Raw genomic sequence first — 16,025 nt, forward strand, 5'->3', positions numbered from 1 at the left:
TCCGCCTCGCCGTGTTTCCCCGGGTGGTCACGCCGGTGCGATCATCCCCGCCGACAGGTCGATGTCCGCACCGCACAGTCCGGGCATCGCGAGCATCGCCACGAGGGCCTGGGCGACCTCGTCCTCCTCGACCAGCCGGCCGAGCGCGGCCCGGGAGACGAAGTCGCGTTCCGCCTCCTCGACCGTGGAGCCGGTGAGTTCGGCGGTGAGCCGGAAGTTGCGGTCCATGCGGGGTCCCCGGACCGGGCCCGGGGAGAGAGAGTTGACCGCGACCCCCTGGGGGCCGACCTCGCCTGCCAGGGTGCGGGTGAGGCCGATCAGGGCCATCTTGGACGCGGTGTACGGGGTGCGGTGGAGCAGCGGGCGCTTGCCGCTGACCGAGGCGACGTTGACGATGTCACCGCGTCCGGCGGCCAGCATGGGCGGCAGGAAGGCCCGGCACATGAGGTAGACGCCGCGGACGTTGGCGGCGAACACGTCGTCCCACTCGTCGGGTTCGACGTCGACGAGCGGCCGCACCGGTCCTGCGACACCCGCGTTGTTGACCAGCAACGACACTTCCTCGTCGCCGAGTTGACGGGCCAGGGTGCGCACGGACGCCGGGTCGCGGACGTCGCACACCGCCGTACGGGCCGCTTCGCCCACCTCGGCCGCCGCCTCGGCGAGGGCCCGCTCGTTCCGGCCGACGATGACCACCCGGGCACCGGCATCGGCGAGCGCCAGCGCGAACGCCCGGCCCAGCGGGCCTCCGCCGCCGGTGATCAGGGCCGTACGGCCGTCCAGGCTCACGCTTCGTTCCAGGGCAGTCCGTCGCCCGCGGCCTTCGCGGCCCGAACGTCGCCGGAACGCGCGTGGCCCTCGAACAGCTCCACCCGGGAGGCGCGTCCGCACAGCCGCCCGAGCAGGGCCTGCGAGGCGGTGTCGGTGACCTCCTGGTAGGTGACCGTCTTCAGGTACTTCCCCACCCACAGGCCGCCGGTGTAGCGGGCGGCACCACGTGTGGGCAGCACATGGTTCGTGCCGATCACCTTGTCGCCGAAGGACACACAGGTGCCCTCGCCCAGGAACAGGGCGCCGTACTGGGTCATCTTCTCCAGGGCCAGGCGCGGCTCGGCGGTCAGTACCTCCACGTGCTCGAACGCGAAGGTGTCGGCGAGGGCGTACAGCTCGTCGAGGGTGTCGACGACATGGACCTGGCCGTGGTCGCGCCAGGCGGGTCCGGCGTAGTCGCGGATGGGCATGGAGGGCAGGATCCGTTCGACCTCGGCGATGGTCTTCTCGGCGACCTCTCGGGAGGTGGTGATGAGCACGGCCGGGGAGTCCGGGCCGTGCTCGGCCTGGGAGAGCAGGTCGACCGCGCAGACGAACGGGTCCGCCTGCGCGTCGGCGAGGACCAGGATCTCGGTGGGTCCGGCGAACAGGTCGATGCCGATCTCGCCGAACAGCTGGCGCTTGGCCTCGGCCACATAGGCGTTGCCGGGTCCGGCGACGAGGTTGACCGGCTTCATGGTGTCGGTGCCCACGGCCATCGCGGCCACCGCCTGGACCCCGCCGAGCAGCCAGATCTCGTCGGCGCCCGCCAGGTGCATGGCGGCGACGGTGGCGGCCGGGATCTCTCCGTGGATGGGCGGGGTGCAGGCGACCACGCGCGGCACGCCCGCCACCTTGGCGGTGACGATGGTCATGTGGGCGGAGGCGGTGAGCGGGTAGCGCCCGCCGGGGATGTAGGCGCCGGCCGCCTGCACCGGGATGTGCCTCTGCCCGAGCCGCACGCCCGGCAGTGTCTCCACCTCGAAGGCGCGCAGGGAGTCCAGTTGGTGCCGGGCGAAGCCACGGACCTGTTCCTGCACGAACGTGATGTCGTCGATGACCTGCCGGGGCACCGAGGCGACGATCTTCTCGACCTCCTCGGCGCTCAGCCGGAAGGAGCCGGGGCTCCACTGGTCGAACTTCTCGGAGTACCCGCGCACGGCCGTGTCACCGCGTTCGCGGATGTCGGCGATGACGCCGGCCACGGTGGTGCGCACCTGGTCGAGGGAGGCGGCCACCTCGGCCCCGGGGACGGCGTGCTTCAGGATCTCTGCCACGACTACGGCCTTTCTCTGGAGGATCGGGGTCACACCGGGGGCGCTTCGAAGAGCACGTCGGGGTCGTTGAACTGCTCCTTGGCGACCGACTCGCTCATCGGGTCGGCGGTGCCCCACTGGTCCTGGGTGACCGGGTCGGCCACGTCGTGGCGGCCGGGGTGCCAGAGGTCCTCTTCGAGGACGGCGAGTTCGGTGGTGTACTCGACGGTGTTGCCGTGCGGGTCGTGGAAGTACGAGAAGGTGTTGTCGCCCGCCAGGTGCCGTCCCGGCCCCCAGGTGAGCCGGGTCCCGGCGCGCAGCGCACGCCCGGTGCCGCGCATGTACTCCTCCACCCCCCGCATCTCGAACGAGGCGTGGTGCAGCGACACATGGGGCCCACGGGCGATGGCGAAGGAGTGGTGTAGCGGACTGCACCGCAGGAAGTACATGAGGTCACCCATGTGCGTGGAGTACAGGGTGTCGGTGAGCCGGAAGCCCAGGTGCCGGACGTAGAAATCGCGCAGTCCCTCCGGGTCCTGGGAGTTGACCACGCAGTGCGACAGCCGCACCGGGACGGCCTCGCGCTCCTCGATCCTGCGGTGGCTGCGGGTGGCCACGTCGGCCGAGACCTCCACGACCCGTCCGTCGGGGTCGAAGAACCGCAGCCCGTAGCCGCCGCCGGGGGTGTCCAGTGCCCGGGGCTCGTGGATGATCCGCACTCCGGCGCGGCCGAGCCGTACGGCGAGTTCGTCCACCGCCGCGGGGGACACCGCGCCGAAGGCGACGAGGTCCATCCGCTTCCGCTCGTCCTCGCGGATGCGGACGATGTACTGCTCGGGGCTGCCCTCGGCGGCGAAGAACGCGATCCCGTTGTCGTTCGCGACCTCGGTCAGGCCCCAGGTGGTGCCGTAGAAGGCGCGCTGGGTGGCGAAGTCCGGTACGGCCAGGTCCACATGGCGCAGATGGCTGATGGGCTGGAAGTTCATGGCTGGCTCCTGACGGTGTTGCGCTGGTGGCCGAGGCCGGTGATCTCCGCCTCGATCACGTCTCCGGGCCTGAGGAAGACCCCCCAGTGCGCGCCGTTGCCGGCCGGGGAGCCGGTGAGCAGCAGGTCGCCGGGGCGCAGGGTGGTGGTCGTGGAGGCGTAGGCGATCAGCCGCGGAATGTCGAAGATCATGTCCTTGGTGGACTCGTCCTGCCGGACCACCCCGTTGTGCCGCAGCGTGATCCGCAGGTCGCCCGGGTCGCCGACGAATTCCGCGGGGACCAGGAAGGGGCCGGTCGGCAGGAAGGTGTCGGCGTTCTTGGCGGTGAACCAGTCGGTGCCGACGGCCTTCAGGTCGGGCCGGTAGAGCCGGTCCCGGGTCGTCAGGTCGTTGCAGATCGTGTACCCGGCGACGTACGACATCGCCTCCTGGGCCGGGATGTCCTTCCCCGGTTTCCCGATGACCAGGGCGAGTTCGAGTTCCCAGTCGTGCTGTTCGCCGAGCGCGGGGAGCACGATGTCGTCGTAGGGTCCGCACAGCGCGCGCGGTGATCCGAGGAAGAGGTACGGGACTCCGTCGCGGATCCGTTCGTCCATCATCTTCTCGGCGTCGGCGCGGGCCTCCCGCGGGGTGGCGCCGTGCACGCTCTCCTTCTCGGCGGCGACCAGGTCGACCACGTGCTTGCGGTAGTTGGCGCCGCTCTGCAGGATCTGGCCCGGTTCGATCGGTGTCAGGACCCGCAGCTCGGCCAGGTCGTGCCAGGTGCCGTCGGCGTCGGCGTCGGCGTCGGCGGCCAGTTGGTGCAGCCGGGGCAGCCAGGTGTCCCAGTCCTCGACCAGCGCGCGTACCGACGCCACCAGGCCGGAGAGGTCACGGACCCGCGCGCCGGCCACCAGCCCGGGGAAGGCGGTCGCGCCGTCGCCGAAGGTGCCGAGCGCGAAGGGGCCGGCGGGCAAGGGGCCTGCGGAGAAAGGGCCTGCGGAGAAGGGGGAAGGTTCGGGCACGGGCGGCTCTCCTCGTACGGGTGGGGGCTCGCCCTCGACGCTAGGCACCGGGCCCGGTCGCCGGAAATGGCCGTTGGCGATGCCTGCCATCGCCTGCGCCGCGATCCCGTGCCGGCGGTGACGTGCGGTGGCGCCATCGCCGTACCGGATGGATGCCGTCCCCCTTGCCGATGCCTCGATCCGTTGACCCTGCGCGGACCGCCGACCAGGCTCGATGCCACCCCGAACCCGAGGAGAACACCGTGGTGGTCGAGCATGCCGAGCTGACCGTGGAGGAAGGCCGGGAAGCCGAATTCGCCGAGGTCTTCGGCAAGGCCCGTGAGGTGCTCGCCGAGGCCGGCGGTTTCCGCTGGGCGGAGTTGCTGCGCTGCGACGAGCGGCCGCGGACCTTCCTGCTGCTGGTCGGCTGGGAGTCGGTCGAGGCGCACACGGCCGGCTTCCGGGAGTCGGAGCGGTTCGCGCGCTGGCGGGCGCTGGTCGGCCCGTTCTTCGCCGTACCGCCGGCCGTCGAGCACTACCACGAGCTGGGCCCGCGCTTCACCGGCTGACAGCCGCAGGCCGCTGCTCCCTGTCTTTCTCCTCCGAGGTCTTTCTCCTCCGAGGTCTGTCTACCGTGAGCAAGGATCGCCCATGCCCGTTCACCAGGTGCTCGTCGTCGGCGGCGGCATCACCGGAAGCGTGCTGTGCCTCGCGCTCGCCCAGCGCGGTGTCGAGGTGGAGCTCGTCGAGATCTCGCCCCGGTGGTTCGGGGTGGGCCATGGCATCACCATTCAGGGCAACGCGCTCAAGGCGCTGCGCGCGGTCGGCGTGCTGGACCGGGTACTGGCCCGGGCGGTGCCGTTCGACCTCATGCGGCTGCGCCGGGCGGACGGCGGTCTGATCACCGAGCTGGCGACCCCGCACACGGGCGGTGCGGACCTGCCCTCCACGGCGGGCGCACTCCGCTCGGACCTGCAGAACGCGCTGTGCGAGGCGGTGTACGCGCACGGCGTCACGGTCCGCCTGGGCCTGAGCGCCGAGCGCCTCGACCGCTTCCCCGGTCACATCGATGTCACCTTCACCGACGGCTCGGCCGGCCGCTACGACCTGGTGGTCGGCGCGGACGGCATCAACTCGGCCCTGCGCGCGCTCGTCGGCATCACCACGAAGCCCCGCCCGGTCGGCATGTCGATCTTCCGGGTGGTGGCGGAGCGGCCCGCCGAGATGGACTGCGCCGAGGTGTACTACGGCGGCCCGCGCTACAAGGCCGGCTACAGCCCGATATCCGGCGACCAGTGCTACGCCTACCTCCTCGACGAGAACCTGGACGCCTCCCTGATCGGCCCGCGCGCCCCGCTGGACCTGCTGCGCGAGCGCGGCGCCGGGTACGGCGGCACCTGGGGGAAGATCATCGCCTCGCTGCCCGACGACACGGCGGTGGACTACCGCTGGATCGAGGCGGTGCTGGTCGACGAGGACTGGCACCGGGGCCGGGCGATGGTGATCGGCGACGCGGCGCACGCCTGTCCGCCGCTGATCGCGCAGGGTGCCGCGATGTGCATGGAGGACGCGGTGCTGCTGGCCGAACTGGTCACCGCCGACGAGCCGGTGGACCGGGCGCTGGCCCGGTTCATGGCCAGGCGGCTGCCGCGGGTGCGGATGGTGCTGGACAACTCCCTGCGGCTCGCCGAGTGGGAGATCCACCCGGAGACCCCGGGCGCCGACCCGGCGCGGATCATGTCGGAGACGCTCTCCTCGCTGACGGTGGCCGCATGAGCACGCCCGTCGTCGACTTCCACGGCCACCTCGCGGTCCCCGGGGCCGACGCCCTGGTGGCCGGCACCGAGGGCTTCGCGGCCGAGCTGGCCGCCGAGCAGCGCGCCCACTCCCCCGAGTCGCTGGCCGTCAACCGAGCTCAACTCCGGAGGCACACGCGGAAGTTGACGGACGTCGGGGTCCGGCTCGCCGACCTGGACGCGATGGGCGTCGACGCCCAGGTGGTCGGCCCGATGCCCATGCACCACTACTGGGCCGACCCCGATCTGGCGGTACGACTGGCCCGTACCGTCAACGAGTCGGTGGCCGCGCACTGCGCCATCGCGCCCGAGCGGCTGCACGGTCTGGGCACGGTACCGCTCCAGCACCCGGACCTCGCGGTCGCCCTGCTGGACAAGGCGGTCACCGAGCTGGGCCTGTACGGCATCAGCGTCTCCACCACCGTCGAGGGCCGCGAGCTCGCCGACCCCGCGCACGACGAAGTCTGGTTGAAGGCCGAGGAGTTGGGCGCGGTCGTCTTCGTGCACCCCTGGGGCTGCTCGCTCGGCGACCGGCTCGCCACGCACTACCTGGGCAACACGGTCGGCCAGCCCACCGAGACCGCGGTCGCGCTCTCCCGGCTGATCTTCACCGGGGTCCTGGACCGCTTCCCGCGGCTCAAGCTGGTGGCCGCGCACGGCGGCGGCTATCTGCCGACGTACATCGGCCGCTCCGACCACGCCTGGCGGGTACGGCCGGACGCGCGCGGCTGCGCCGAACCTCCCAGCTCCTACCTGCGCCGGATGTGGTTCGACGCACTGGTCTACACCCCCCGCGCGCTGCGGCATCTGGTCGAGGAGGTGGGCGCGGACCGGGTGGTGCTCGGCACCGACCACCCCTTCGACATGGGGGTGACGGATCCGGTGGCCCGGCTCGACGCGGCCGGTCTCGACCCGGTCGCGCGCGACGCGATCGCCGGGGGCAACGCCCTGGAACTGCTGCTGAAAGGACACGTCCGATGACCGTCGGTCCCATCGAGGAAGAGCTCGCCAAGGCCCGCGCCCTGTACCGCAACTGGGGCCGCTGGGGTGAGGACGACGTACTGGGCACACTGAACTTCGTCGACGACGCGATCCGCGCGCACGCCGCCGGACTGGTCCGGCGCGGGCGTTCCTTCTCGCTGGCGCAGGAGTTCAACGAGTCAGGACCGCAGCGCGGTTTCCGGGGCCGGATCAACCCGGTGCACTACATGCGGGACACCGGCTCCGACGCGGCGGCCGGCACCCAGGGCTTCCCGCACGGTTTCGGCGGCGCCGACGACCACGTGCTGATGCCGCTCCAGGCCTCCACGCAGTGGGACGGGCTGGGCCACATCTACGACCACAAGCAGGCCTGGAACGGCCGTCCGTGCACGATCGTCAACGGCGACGGCGACTCCGTGACCGGTATCGAGCACATGCGGGACGCCTTCACCGGCCGCGGAGTGCTGCTCGACGTCGGCCGGGCGGCCGGCGACGCGCGCGGTGAACTCCAGGACGGCTTCCCGATCATGGAGGAGCACCTGCGCGTCACCATCGAGGCGCAGGGCGCCACGTCGGGTGTCCGCCGGGGTGACATCGTGCTCGTGCGCACCGGCCAGCTGGGCCGGGTGCGGCGGCTCGGCGAGTGGGGCGGGTACGCGGCGGGGGACGCGCCCGGCCTGTCCTTCACCACCCTGGGCTGGCTGCACCGCACGGAGATCGCGGCCATCGCCTCCGACACCTGGGGGCTCGAGGTACGGCCGTACGAGTTCGCCGAGCCGGCGATGTCGCCGCTGCACCAGATCGCCATCCCCAACATGGGCCTGCCGCTCGGCGAGATGTGGGACCTGGAGGCGCTCGCGGAGGACTGCGCGGCTGACGGTGTCTACGAGTTCCTGCTGGTGGCGGCACCGCTGCCGGTGACCGGCGCGGTCGGTGCCCCCGTCAACCCCATCGCGGTCAAGTGAGCCGCCCGGTGACCGCGGTCCAGCGGGGGACGACCCCCGGACCCCCGAACGGGAACCGCTTCTCCGGCACCCTCCATCTCCCCGGTGACGAGGACTTCGAGGAGGCCGTGTACCGGCGGGTCTTCAATGCCCGCCGTCCGGCCGACCGCACTCCGGCCGCCGTGCTCAAGGCGGCCACCGAACAGGACGTGGTCGAGGGCGTACGGCTCGCCCTGGAGCGCGGCTGGCAGGTCGCCGTGCGCTCCGGCGGGCACAGCTGGGCGGCCTGGTCGGTGCGCCGGGACACGCTGCTGATCGATCTCGGCACCTTCCGCGAGATGGCGTACGACCCGCGGACCGGGATCGTCACGGCCACCCCCAGCGTCAAGGGCGGCGACGAACTCAACCCGCATCTCGGTGAGTTCGGGCGGTTCTTCAACGGCGGGCACTGTCCGTCGGTGGGCATCGGCGGTTTCCTGCTCCAGGGTGGGCAGGGCTGGAACGCGCGCGGCTGGGGCTGGGCGGCCGAGAACATCGTGGCGATCGACCTGGTCACGGCGGACGGCGAGCTGGTCCGTGCCGACGGGACGCGGCACAGCGACCTGTTCTGGGCGGCGCGCGGTGCGGGCCCGGGTTTCTTCGGGGTCGTGACCCGCTTCCATCTGCGCACCCGTCCGCTCCCCGGACATCTGGCACACACCGTGCACGCCTACCCGCTGGACCTCTTCGAGGAGGTCATGACCTGGCTGCACCACACCCATCACACGGTCTCCGACCTGGTGGAGATCGTCGCCCTCACGCAGACCCCGCCCGACCTCGACGAACCGGTGCTGCTGGTGACGGGTGTGGCGATGACGGACACCCCTCAGGCGGCGGCCGAGGCGCTCGCGCCCCTGCACGCCAACCCGTACGCCGACCGGGCCCTGTTCCGGGTCGAGGCGCAACCCACCACCTTTGCCGACCAGTTGGCCGGGCAGCGCGCCGCCAACCCGGAGGGTCACCGCTACTTCGTCGACAACGCCTGGCTGACCGGCACCGCCGAGGAGGTCGTTCCGGCGATCCGCAAGGCGTTCACCGAGCACCCGACCCGGGGGACGTTCACCATCTGGTTCTCCATGGCCCCGCTGCGCCGACTGCCGGACATGGCCTTCTCGTTGCAGTCGGAGATCTACTGCGCGAGCTATGTCGTCCACGACGAGCCGGGGCGGGACGCGGAGCTGCGCGGCTGGCTGGACGCGGCGATGGCGGCGATGCAGCCGGTGACCGTCGGCCAGTACCTCGGGGATTCCGACTTCACGGTACGGCAGGTGCGGTTCATGGGCGACGAGCAGTGGCGGCGCCTGAACGAGATCCGGGCCGCCCGTGACCCCAAGGGCGTGTTCGCCGGCTATCTGAGCACCGGGACCGTCACCAACACCAACCACTGGGAGCAGTGAGCCATGCGTTTCGCGACCTACGAGCACGACGGCGAGGAGCGCGCCGGTGTGGTGCGGGACGGGGTCATCCACCCGTTGCCCGAGGGGGTGAGCCTCCTGACGCTGATCGAGGCGGAGGTGCTGTACGCGGCCGGCATCGAAGCCCTGGACGCACCAGGTGAGTTGACGGTAGATCAGGTGCGGCTGCTGCCGCCGCTGAAACCGCCGTCGATCCGGGACTTCGTCGGCTTCGAGGCGCACATCGAGGGTGTGTCGAAGTCGCTGGACGGTCTGGAGCGGGTGCCCGAGGAGTGGTACCGGGCGCCCAACTTCTACTTCACCAACCCGCATGCCGCCTACGGCGCGCACGACGACGTCCCGGTCCCGGCGGGCTGCTCGGTGCTGGACTTCGAGCTGGAGGTCGGCGCGGTCATCGGCCGCAGCGGGCGCGACCTCACCCCCGAGCGGGCCGGGGACCACATCGTCGGCTACCTGGTCTTCAACGACTGGTCGGCCCGTGACCTGCAGAAGCCGGAGAAGAACCTCGGCCTGGGCTTCTCCAAGGGCAAGGACTTCGCCAACACGCTCGGCCCCTGTCTGGTCACCGCCGACGAGGTGCGGGACCGGCGGGATCCGGACGGCTTCCTGGACCTGGAGATGACGGTCACCCTGAACGGCGAGCTGATCGGCCGGGACACCCTCGCCAACAGCTCCTGGACCTTCGAGGAGATGATCGCCTACGCCAGCCGGGACGCGTGGGTGCGGCCCGGTGACATCCTCGGCTCGGGCACCTGCGGCTGGGGTTCGCTGGCGGAGTTCTGGGGCCGGCTCGGTGAGCGCACCCCGCCCCCGCTGAAGCCCGGCGACGAGGTGACGCTGAGCGTCGAGGGGCTCGGCACGGTGTCCAACCGGATCGTGCCCGGGCGGGCGGACGCCTATCTTCCGCGGGCCCGCAAGAGGGGTCGCACGCCCCGCCCGTAGCACCCGAAGCTGTGGGGGGCCTGTGGTGCGCGCAGGCCCCCCACCTGGGGGTATCCGGTGCCCGGATGCCTGGCATCGCATCTTCCTGAGAGTCCCCCCGACCCCCTTCCTCGACGGCCGTCCGCTGGTTAACCTCCCGTTTCACCGAAGCTTCAATGACGTGGCCGGCCGGAAGGGGACACCCGTGGGTCTCGGAGCGATCGATCTCAATCTTCTGGTGGCACTGGAAGCGCTCCTGGAGGAGAAGAACGTCACCCACGCGGGGGTGCGGCTGTCCACCAGCCAGTCCGCGATGAGCGGCTCGCTGGCCCGGCTGCGCCGGCACTTCAACGACGAGCTGCTGATCCGGGTGGGCCGCGAGTACGAGCTGACACCTCTGGCGGAGCGGCTGCTGCCGGTCGTCCAGGGCTCGCTGCAGAAGGCCGAGGAGGCGCTGTCGCTGACCCGGCACTTCGACCCGGGACGCAGCCGCCAGCGCTTCTCGGTGGTCATGTCGGACTACGTGATGACCGTGTTCGTGGAGCCGCTGCTGCGGGTCATCGCGGCCGAGGCGCCGGGCGTCCGGATCGACTTCCACCCCATCGTCGACGGCCAGCTGGAGACCGAGACGCATCTGCGCTGCCACGACCTGATGATCGTGCCGCTCGGCTACCAGCTCCCCGGGGTCAGCGAGGCCGTGATGCACGACCGGTTCGTGTGCCTCGTCGACCCGGACAACCCGCGCCTGGTGGACGGGCGGCTCACCCTGCGCGACCTCGCGGAGATGCCGCACGCGGCCTGCGCCATCGGCAAGAGCCACACCCCCGCCGAGCGCCAGCTGGAGACCCTCGGGATCACCCCGAAGGTGCAGGTCAGCACGCCCGGTTTCAGTGTGCTGCCGTTCCTGGTGAGCGGCACGGACCTGGTGGCGATGGTCCCGGAACGGCTGGCCAGGCGGTACGAGGGTTTCGCGCGCTGTGCGGTCGTACCGGCGCCGTTCCCGGACGTCCCCCTGGTGGAGGCCATGTACTGGCACCACAACCGGCACGCCGACCCGGCCCACCGCTGGCTGCGGGACACGGTGCGCAGGGTCGGGGCCGCGCTGGGCCGGAAGGCCGCCGAGGAGAACCCGGGCGAGATCACGGACGAGATCCCGGACGAGATCGACGGGGCGGATGCCAGCCATCCCGATCGCGCGTTTCCGCAGTTGTCCGCGGCTTCCTAGCGTGGACGGGAGGACACTCCCGTATCCCCTTGGAGGAAGCCGTGAGCCGCACGCGCCTGGCGGGCCGTACCGTCGTCGTCACCGGAGCCGCACAGGGCCAGGGAGCCGCGGAGGCGGCCGCGGCCGCCCGGGAGGGCGCCACGGTGATCGCGACCGACGTACTGGACGAGGCCGGCGAGAAGCACGCCGCCGCCCTGCGCGCCGACGGTCTCGACGTCCGGTACGTCCACCTGGACGTGACCTCGCCCGAGGACTGGGCGGCGCTGGCCGCCTCCCTCGATGCCGTGCACGGCCTGGTGAACAACGCCGGCATCCCGATGCGGGCCCGGCTCGGCCAGGTCGAACTCGCCGACTGGAACCGGGCGTTCGCCGTGAACACGACCGGCGCCCTGCTCGGCATCCAGGCCCTCGCCCCGCTGATGCCGGCCGGCTCGTCGATCGTGAACGTCGGCTCGGTCGCCGGGCTCACCGCGCATCACGCGGTCGCTTACACGACCAGCAAGTGGGCGCTGCGCGGCCTGTCCAAGGTCGCGGCCCTGGAACTGGCCCCACGCGGCATCCGTACGAACGTCGTCCACCCCGGCTACATCGAGACCCCGCTGATGGCGACCGCCAACCCGGTGTTCGTCGCCGCCCACCTCGCCATGACGCCCCAGGGCCGCCCGGGCACGGTCGACGAGGTGGCGCCGCTCGTCGTCTATCTCCTCTCCGACGAGGCCTCGTACGTCAACGGCGCGGAGATCACCGTCGACGGCGGCTACTCGGCGCACGGTCCGGTGAAGGCCATCACCGACGCCCTCGACCAGAACTGAACGTCAGTCCTTGAGCTGCTCCAGCGTGGACCTGGTGTCCGTCTTCAGCCAGCCCGTCACGTCGTCGAGCGTCGGCGGGTCGGTGTCGCTGTCGTACGAGGAGAAGTACGCGCTGTAGTACATGGTGTACGTCATCCAGCCGTCCCGCACCGCGAGCGTGGCGTACCGTGAGCCGCTGGTGGTGGAGCCGTTGCTGGTGTCCTGCGTGACCAGGTAGGCCTCGTCGCCGATGCCGCTCACGGGGCTCACGTCGTAGTCCGTGTGGCTGTCGCCGTACTTCTTCCAGGTGGCCGTGAACTCCGGCCCCGGGTCGGTCTTCTTGTGCAGGTCGACCTGCAGGGAGAGATAGGCGTCCCCGTAGCTGGAGGCGGTCTTCTTGAGACTGAGACTGCAGTAACTCTGGTCCAGCGCCGGGTCCTTCAGCACGTTCTTCGTCGGGGAGGAGTCGTCGACGGGGTACTCGTCCTTGAACGAGGAGTAGTCCGCGCTGGAGCAGAGGTTCGCGGGCGCCTGGTAGCCGCGCAGGTCCGCGCCGTTCCCGAGGCCGCCGGTCAGGTAGAGGCCTGCCGCCCAGCCCGCGGAGGCGACCACGGCGCCGAGAACCGCCCACAGCACGGCTCTTCCGGCCGTGTTCCCGCCGGCCGACGGCGGTGCGGCGGCCGGGGGCGGGTAGCCGTAACCGGGCTGCACGGCATAGGGGTTGCCCTGCTGCGCGCCCTGTTGCGGCGGCGGCACGGGCTGGTTGACGAGGGTCGGCTGGGCGTAGGGGTTCTGCGGCGGCGACTGCGGGTTCGGGTACGGGTACGCGGTCGGCTGGGGCTGCTGGGGCGGTGTCGCCGGCGGCTGGTCCGGCTGCTGCGAAGGCTGCTGCGGGGGCGCCGAGGGCTGCTGGGGCTGCTGGGGCTGCTGAGGAGTCGACGGCGGCTGCTGCGGAGAGGACGGCGGCTGCGGTGGCGTGGACATGTCGTGAAGATAAGGCATTACCCGACATCAAGTCCCCGTCCGGCCGCGACCGTTATCGATTGCGGACATCCGTCGCAATGCCACGACCCGTCGGGGGAGGGGCAGTTGAGTACACGCCAGAAGGCCGGGGCGAGGGCCCCGGCCTTCTCGTGGTGTCGCCGGTCAGGCGGACGCGGGCTCCACCGGCACCTGGGCCGCCGCCCGCGCGGTGTTCCTGCGGACCAGCACCAGGGTGACCAGCGCGCCGAGCAGGGAGGCGCAGCCGCAGATCACCACGCCCAGCGCCATGCCGTGCGCGAGGGCGTCCTGGGCGGCGGCCCTGGCGCTGTCGCTGCCCGCGTTGACCACCGCGAGCGGACCGGCCGCGGCCTCCATGCCCGCGTCGGCGCCGCTCAGCTTGCCGACCAGCGCGGAGGAGGCCGCACTCATCGCGATCGTGCTGATCACGGCGGGGCCGAGGCCCTGACCGAACTCGCGGACCAGGCTGGTCGCGCCGCTCGCCATGCCGGTCATCTCGATCGGTACGGCGTTCACGGCGGCCGACGTCAACGAGGAGACCACGCAGATGAAGCCGATGCCGAGCAGCAGCACCGGGCCGATGAAGGCCGCGAGGCCGGTCGTGGTGATCGGCAGCGCGGCGATCCAGAACTGGCCGGCCGCCATCGGCAGCAGACCGCCCATCAGCAGCCGGCGCGGCTCGACGCGGGTGAGCATCCGGCTGAGCACGGGCGCCAGGAACAGCGGGATCAGCTGGAGGATCACGAACGGCATACCGGCCCGCAGCGCGCTGAGGTGCATCACCGCGCCGAGCCGGATGGAGACGCAGTAGGCGGTGCCGATGAAGCCGAACATGCCGGTCAGCGCCACCACCGCGGCCGCCGCGAACGAGGGGATCCTCAGCAGCTCCAGGTTGAACATCGGGGACTCGGCGCGGCTCTCCGCGATCACGAAGCCGACCAGCGCCACGGCGGCGAGGACCAGCGCGAGGACGATGGAGGGGCTGCTCCAGCCGCGGTCGCCGCCCTCGATGATGCCCCACAACAGGGCGGTGAGACCGACGGCGATGCTGATCTGGCCCGGCCAGTCCAGGGCCCGGCCCTCGGGCGCCTTGGAGTCGGTGACCAGCGCCCAGCAGGAGACGCCGACCACGACACCGAGGACGACCGGGGGCACGAACGCCCAGCGGAAGTCGGCGACCGTGGCCAGGATGCCGGAGGAGAGCGGCCCCACGGCCGAGGCGAGGGAGATGCTCAGCGCCCAGGTCGAGACCGCCTTGGCGCGGTCCTTCTCCCCGGGCGTCGCGGCCGCGATCACGGCGAGGGAGCTCGGGAACAGGGCGGCGGCGCCGATGCCGGCGAGGGCCTGACCGATCCAGAGCATGGTGATGTTCTGGGAGGTGGCGTTGAGGAGTTCACCGAGTGCCAGCACGAATCCGCCGAGCACCAGCAGCCTCTTACGCCCGAACAGATCGCCCACCACACCGAAATTCAGTTCCAGAATCGCGGTGGGCAGAATGAAGGCCGAGGTGACCCAGGCGACCTGCGATCCCGAGGCGCCGAACGCGGCCTGTATTTCCCCGTTGATGGGCGAGGGGACGGTAATGCACAGCTGCGCGGCGGCAACTGCCAGACAACAGGCGACGAGCGTGCCCACGTCCAGTTTTCTCACAGCGTTGGTCATTCCGTACTCCATCTCACGGGTCAACAGTGGTGCCGCGTTCTATGAGTTCGATGAGATTTCCCTCGGGGTCCTTGACCCAGGCCATCCGTATCCCCGGTTCGGGGGACGGGCCGGGTTTCAGCACCTCGCCCGCCCCGTTTGCCACCAGGGCGGTGTACACGGGGTCGAGTGCGGGGGTGGTGACCGCGAAGTGCCCGTACCCCTCGGTGAGGGCCGCGGTCATCGGGTCCGGGGCCCGGAGGCCCGGTGCGGATCCGGGCCTGGTGAGCAGTTCGATCCGCCAGCCGTGCGGGTGTTCCAGGACGACACCGGTGAGGCCGGGGCCCTCGAGACGGAACTCGAAGACGGTCCTCAGCCCGAAGGCCGTTCGGTACCAGGAGAGTTGGGCGGGCAGGTCGCGTACGTTGACGCCCACGTGGTCGAGACGTGCGTGCATCCGCGCTCAGCCCGCCATCGCGCTGTCGCCGCCGTCGACCATGAGGTTGGCGCCGTTGACGAAGGCCGCCTCGTCGGAGCAGAGGAAGGCCGCCGCGCGGGCGATGTCCTCGGGCCTGCCGACCCGGCCGGCCGGGATCCGGGCCTCCAGCTGCGCCTTCGGACCGTTCGGGTCGTCGAGGAAGGGCGCGGTGGCCGCTGTGCGGGTCATGCCGGGGGCGAGGGTGTTGACGCGGATGCGGTGCGGGGCACCGGCCGCGCACAGGTGCTTGCTCATCGCGAGGACGCCGCCCTTGGCGGCGCCGTGCGGGACCATCGGCATGAACGGCGCGCCGCGCACGGCCGCCACCGAGGCGACGTTCAGGACGGCCCCGCCGCCGCGCGCGACCAGGTGCGGCCAGGCGGCCCGGGTGCAGAAGTAGGGGATGTCCAGCTCGTTCCTGATGGTGAAGTACCAGTCTTCGGCGGGCATCGTCTCGAAGGGGCCGTTCCGCAGGGCGGAGGCGTTGTTGTAGAGGATGTCGATCGCGCCGAACTCCGCGATCCCGGCCTCGATCCACTCCCGCGCCCCGGCCTCGGTGGAAAGGTCGACCGGTGCCAGGGAGCGCATCACGCCACCGGAATTCTCGACGAGTTCCACGGTTTCGGCGGCGCTCTTCTCGTCGATGTCACAGCCGAATACGGTGGCGCCCTCGGCCGCGAACAGTTGTGCCGCGGCCCGGCCGATTCCAGCCCCCGTTCCACTGATGAAAGCGATTTTCCCGGCCAGTCGACCCATG

16 protein-coding genes are annotated in these 16,025 nt (G+C 71.3%); 8 read left to right on the forward strand and 8 right to left on the reverse strand.

All coding sequences use genetic code 11. The features are described from left to right. Positions 1-27: 27 nt before the first annotated feature. From ACWDGI_RS28830 to ACWDGI_RS28845, 4 genes are read right to left on the reverse strand one after another with little or no spacing between them, the layout of a single operon-like run. On the reverse strand, positions 28-789 hold the full coding sequence (locus ACWDGI_RS28830) for an SDR family NAD(P)-dependent oxidoreductase (protein ID WP_450763836.1): 762 nt from the start codon (positions 787-789) through the stop codon (positions 28-30). After that, positions 786-2,087: a histidinol dehydrogenase gene (gene hisD / locus ACWDGI_RS28835; protein ID WP_450763838.1), complete on the reverse strand. Its 1,302-nt coding sequence runs from the start codon at positions 2,085-2,087 to the stop codon at positions 786-788. Before hisD ends, ACWDGI_RS28830 begins: the two co-directional genes overlap by 4 nt. Before the next feature lie 29 nt (positions 2,088-2,116). Next, complete coding sequence (locus tag ACWDGI_RS28840) at positions 2,117-3,052, reverse strand: VOC family protein (protein WP_450763840.1); 936 nt, start codon at positions 3,050-3,052, stop codon at positions 2,117-2,119. Next, complete coding sequence (locus ACWDGI_RS28845; protein WP_450763842.1) at positions 3,049-4,056, reverse strand: fumarylacetoacetate hydrolase family protein; 1,008 nt, start codon at positions 4,054-4,056, stop codon at positions 3,049-3,051. The genes ACWDGI_RS28840 and ACWDGI_RS28845 overlap by 4 nt, the downstream gene beginning before the upstream one ends. Positions 4,057-4,298: 242 nt before the next feature. Between ACWDGI_RS28845 and ACWDGI_RS28850 the strand changes: the two genes are divergently transcribed. From ACWDGI_RS28850 to ACWDGI_RS28885, 8 genes are all read left to right on the forward strand, one after another. Then, entirely contained in the window at positions 4,299-4,604 is a 306-nt protein-coding gene (locus ACWDGI_RS28850; RefSeq protein ID WP_450763844.1) for an antibiotic biosynthesis monooxygenase family protein, read from the forward strand. Between the two features lie 82 nt (positions 4,605-4,686). Continuing rightward, a complete protein-coding gene (locus ACWDGI_RS28855; RefSeq protein ID WP_450763846.1) occupies positions 4,687-5,811 on the forward strand; it encodes an FAD-dependent monooxygenase in 1,125 nt (374 codons plus the stop codon). Further along, entirely contained in the window at positions 5,808-6,812 is a 1,005-nt protein-coding gene (locus ACWDGI_RS28860; protein WP_450763848.1) for an amidohydrolase family protein, read from the forward strand. Before ACWDGI_RS28855 ends, ACWDGI_RS28860 begins: the two co-directional genes overlap by 4 nt. Beyond that, a complete protein-coding gene (locus ACWDGI_RS28865; protein ID WP_450763850.1) occupies positions 6,809-7,777 on the forward strand; it encodes a cyclase family protein in 969 nt (322 codons plus the stop codon). The genes ACWDGI_RS28860 and ACWDGI_RS28865 overlap by 4 nt, the downstream gene beginning before the upstream one ends. A gap of 8 nt (positions 7,778-7,785) precedes the next feature. Beyond that, positions 7,786-9,192 (forward strand): FAD-binding oxidoreductase, encoded by a 1,407-nt coding sequence (locus ACWDGI_RS28870; protein ID WP_450763852.1) that lies wholly within the window; start codon positions 7,786-7,788, stop codon positions 9,190-9,192. A gap of 3 nt (positions 9,193-9,195) precedes the next feature. Continuing rightward, positions 9,196-10,152, forward strand: a complete 957-nt coding sequence (locus tag ACWDGI_RS28875; RefSeq protein ID WP_450763854.1) for a fumarylacetoacetate hydrolase family protein — start codon at positions 9,196-9,198, stop codon at positions 10,150-10,152. A gap of 184 nt (positions 10,153-10,336) precedes the next feature. Next, positions 10,337-11,356, forward strand: a complete 1,020-nt coding sequence (locus tag ACWDGI_RS28880; protein ID WP_450763856.1) for a LysR family transcriptional regulator — start codon at positions 10,337-10,339, stop codon at positions 11,354-11,356. Positions 11,357-11,397: 41 nt separating this feature from the next. Then, on the forward strand, positions 11,398-12,168 hold the full coding sequence (locus tag ACWDGI_RS28885) for an SDR family NAD(P)-dependent oxidoreductase (protein WP_450763858.1): 771 nt from the start codon (positions 11,398-11,400) through the stop codon (positions 12,166-12,168). 3 nt (positions 12,169-12,171) lie between these two features. On the opposite strand, the gene ACWDGI_RS28890 is transcribed toward ACWDGI_RS28885, so the two are convergent. From ACWDGI_RS28890 to ACWDGI_RS28905, 4 genes are all read right to left on the reverse strand, one after another. Beyond that, a complete protein-coding gene (locus ACWDGI_RS28890) occupies positions 12,172-13,131 on the reverse strand; it encodes a hypothetical protein (protein WP_450763860.1) in 960 nt (319 codons plus the stop codon). A 162-nt stretch (positions 13,132-13,293) separates the two neighbouring features. Further along, positions 13,294-14,811, reverse strand: coding sequence for an MFS transporter (locus tag ACWDGI_RS28895; RefSeq protein WP_450763862.1), 1,518 nt, complete (start codon positions 14,809-14,811; stop codon positions 13,294-13,296). A gap of 13 nt (positions 14,812-14,824) precedes the next feature. Then, positions 14,825-15,247: a VOC family protein gene (locus ACWDGI_RS28900; protein WP_450763864.1), complete on the reverse strand. Its 423-nt coding sequence runs from the start codon at positions 15,245-15,247 to the stop codon at positions 14,825-14,827. 6 nt (positions 15,248-15,253) lie between these two features. Further along, positions 15,254-16,024, reverse strand: a complete 771-nt coding sequence (locus tag ACWDGI_RS28905; RefSeq protein ID WP_450763866.1) for an SDR family NAD(P)-dependent oxidoreductase — start codon at positions 16,022-16,024, stop codon at positions 15,254-15,256. Position 16,025: the final 1 nt, after the last annotated feature.

The organism is Streptomyces sp. NPDC001220 (assembly GCF_053597895.1).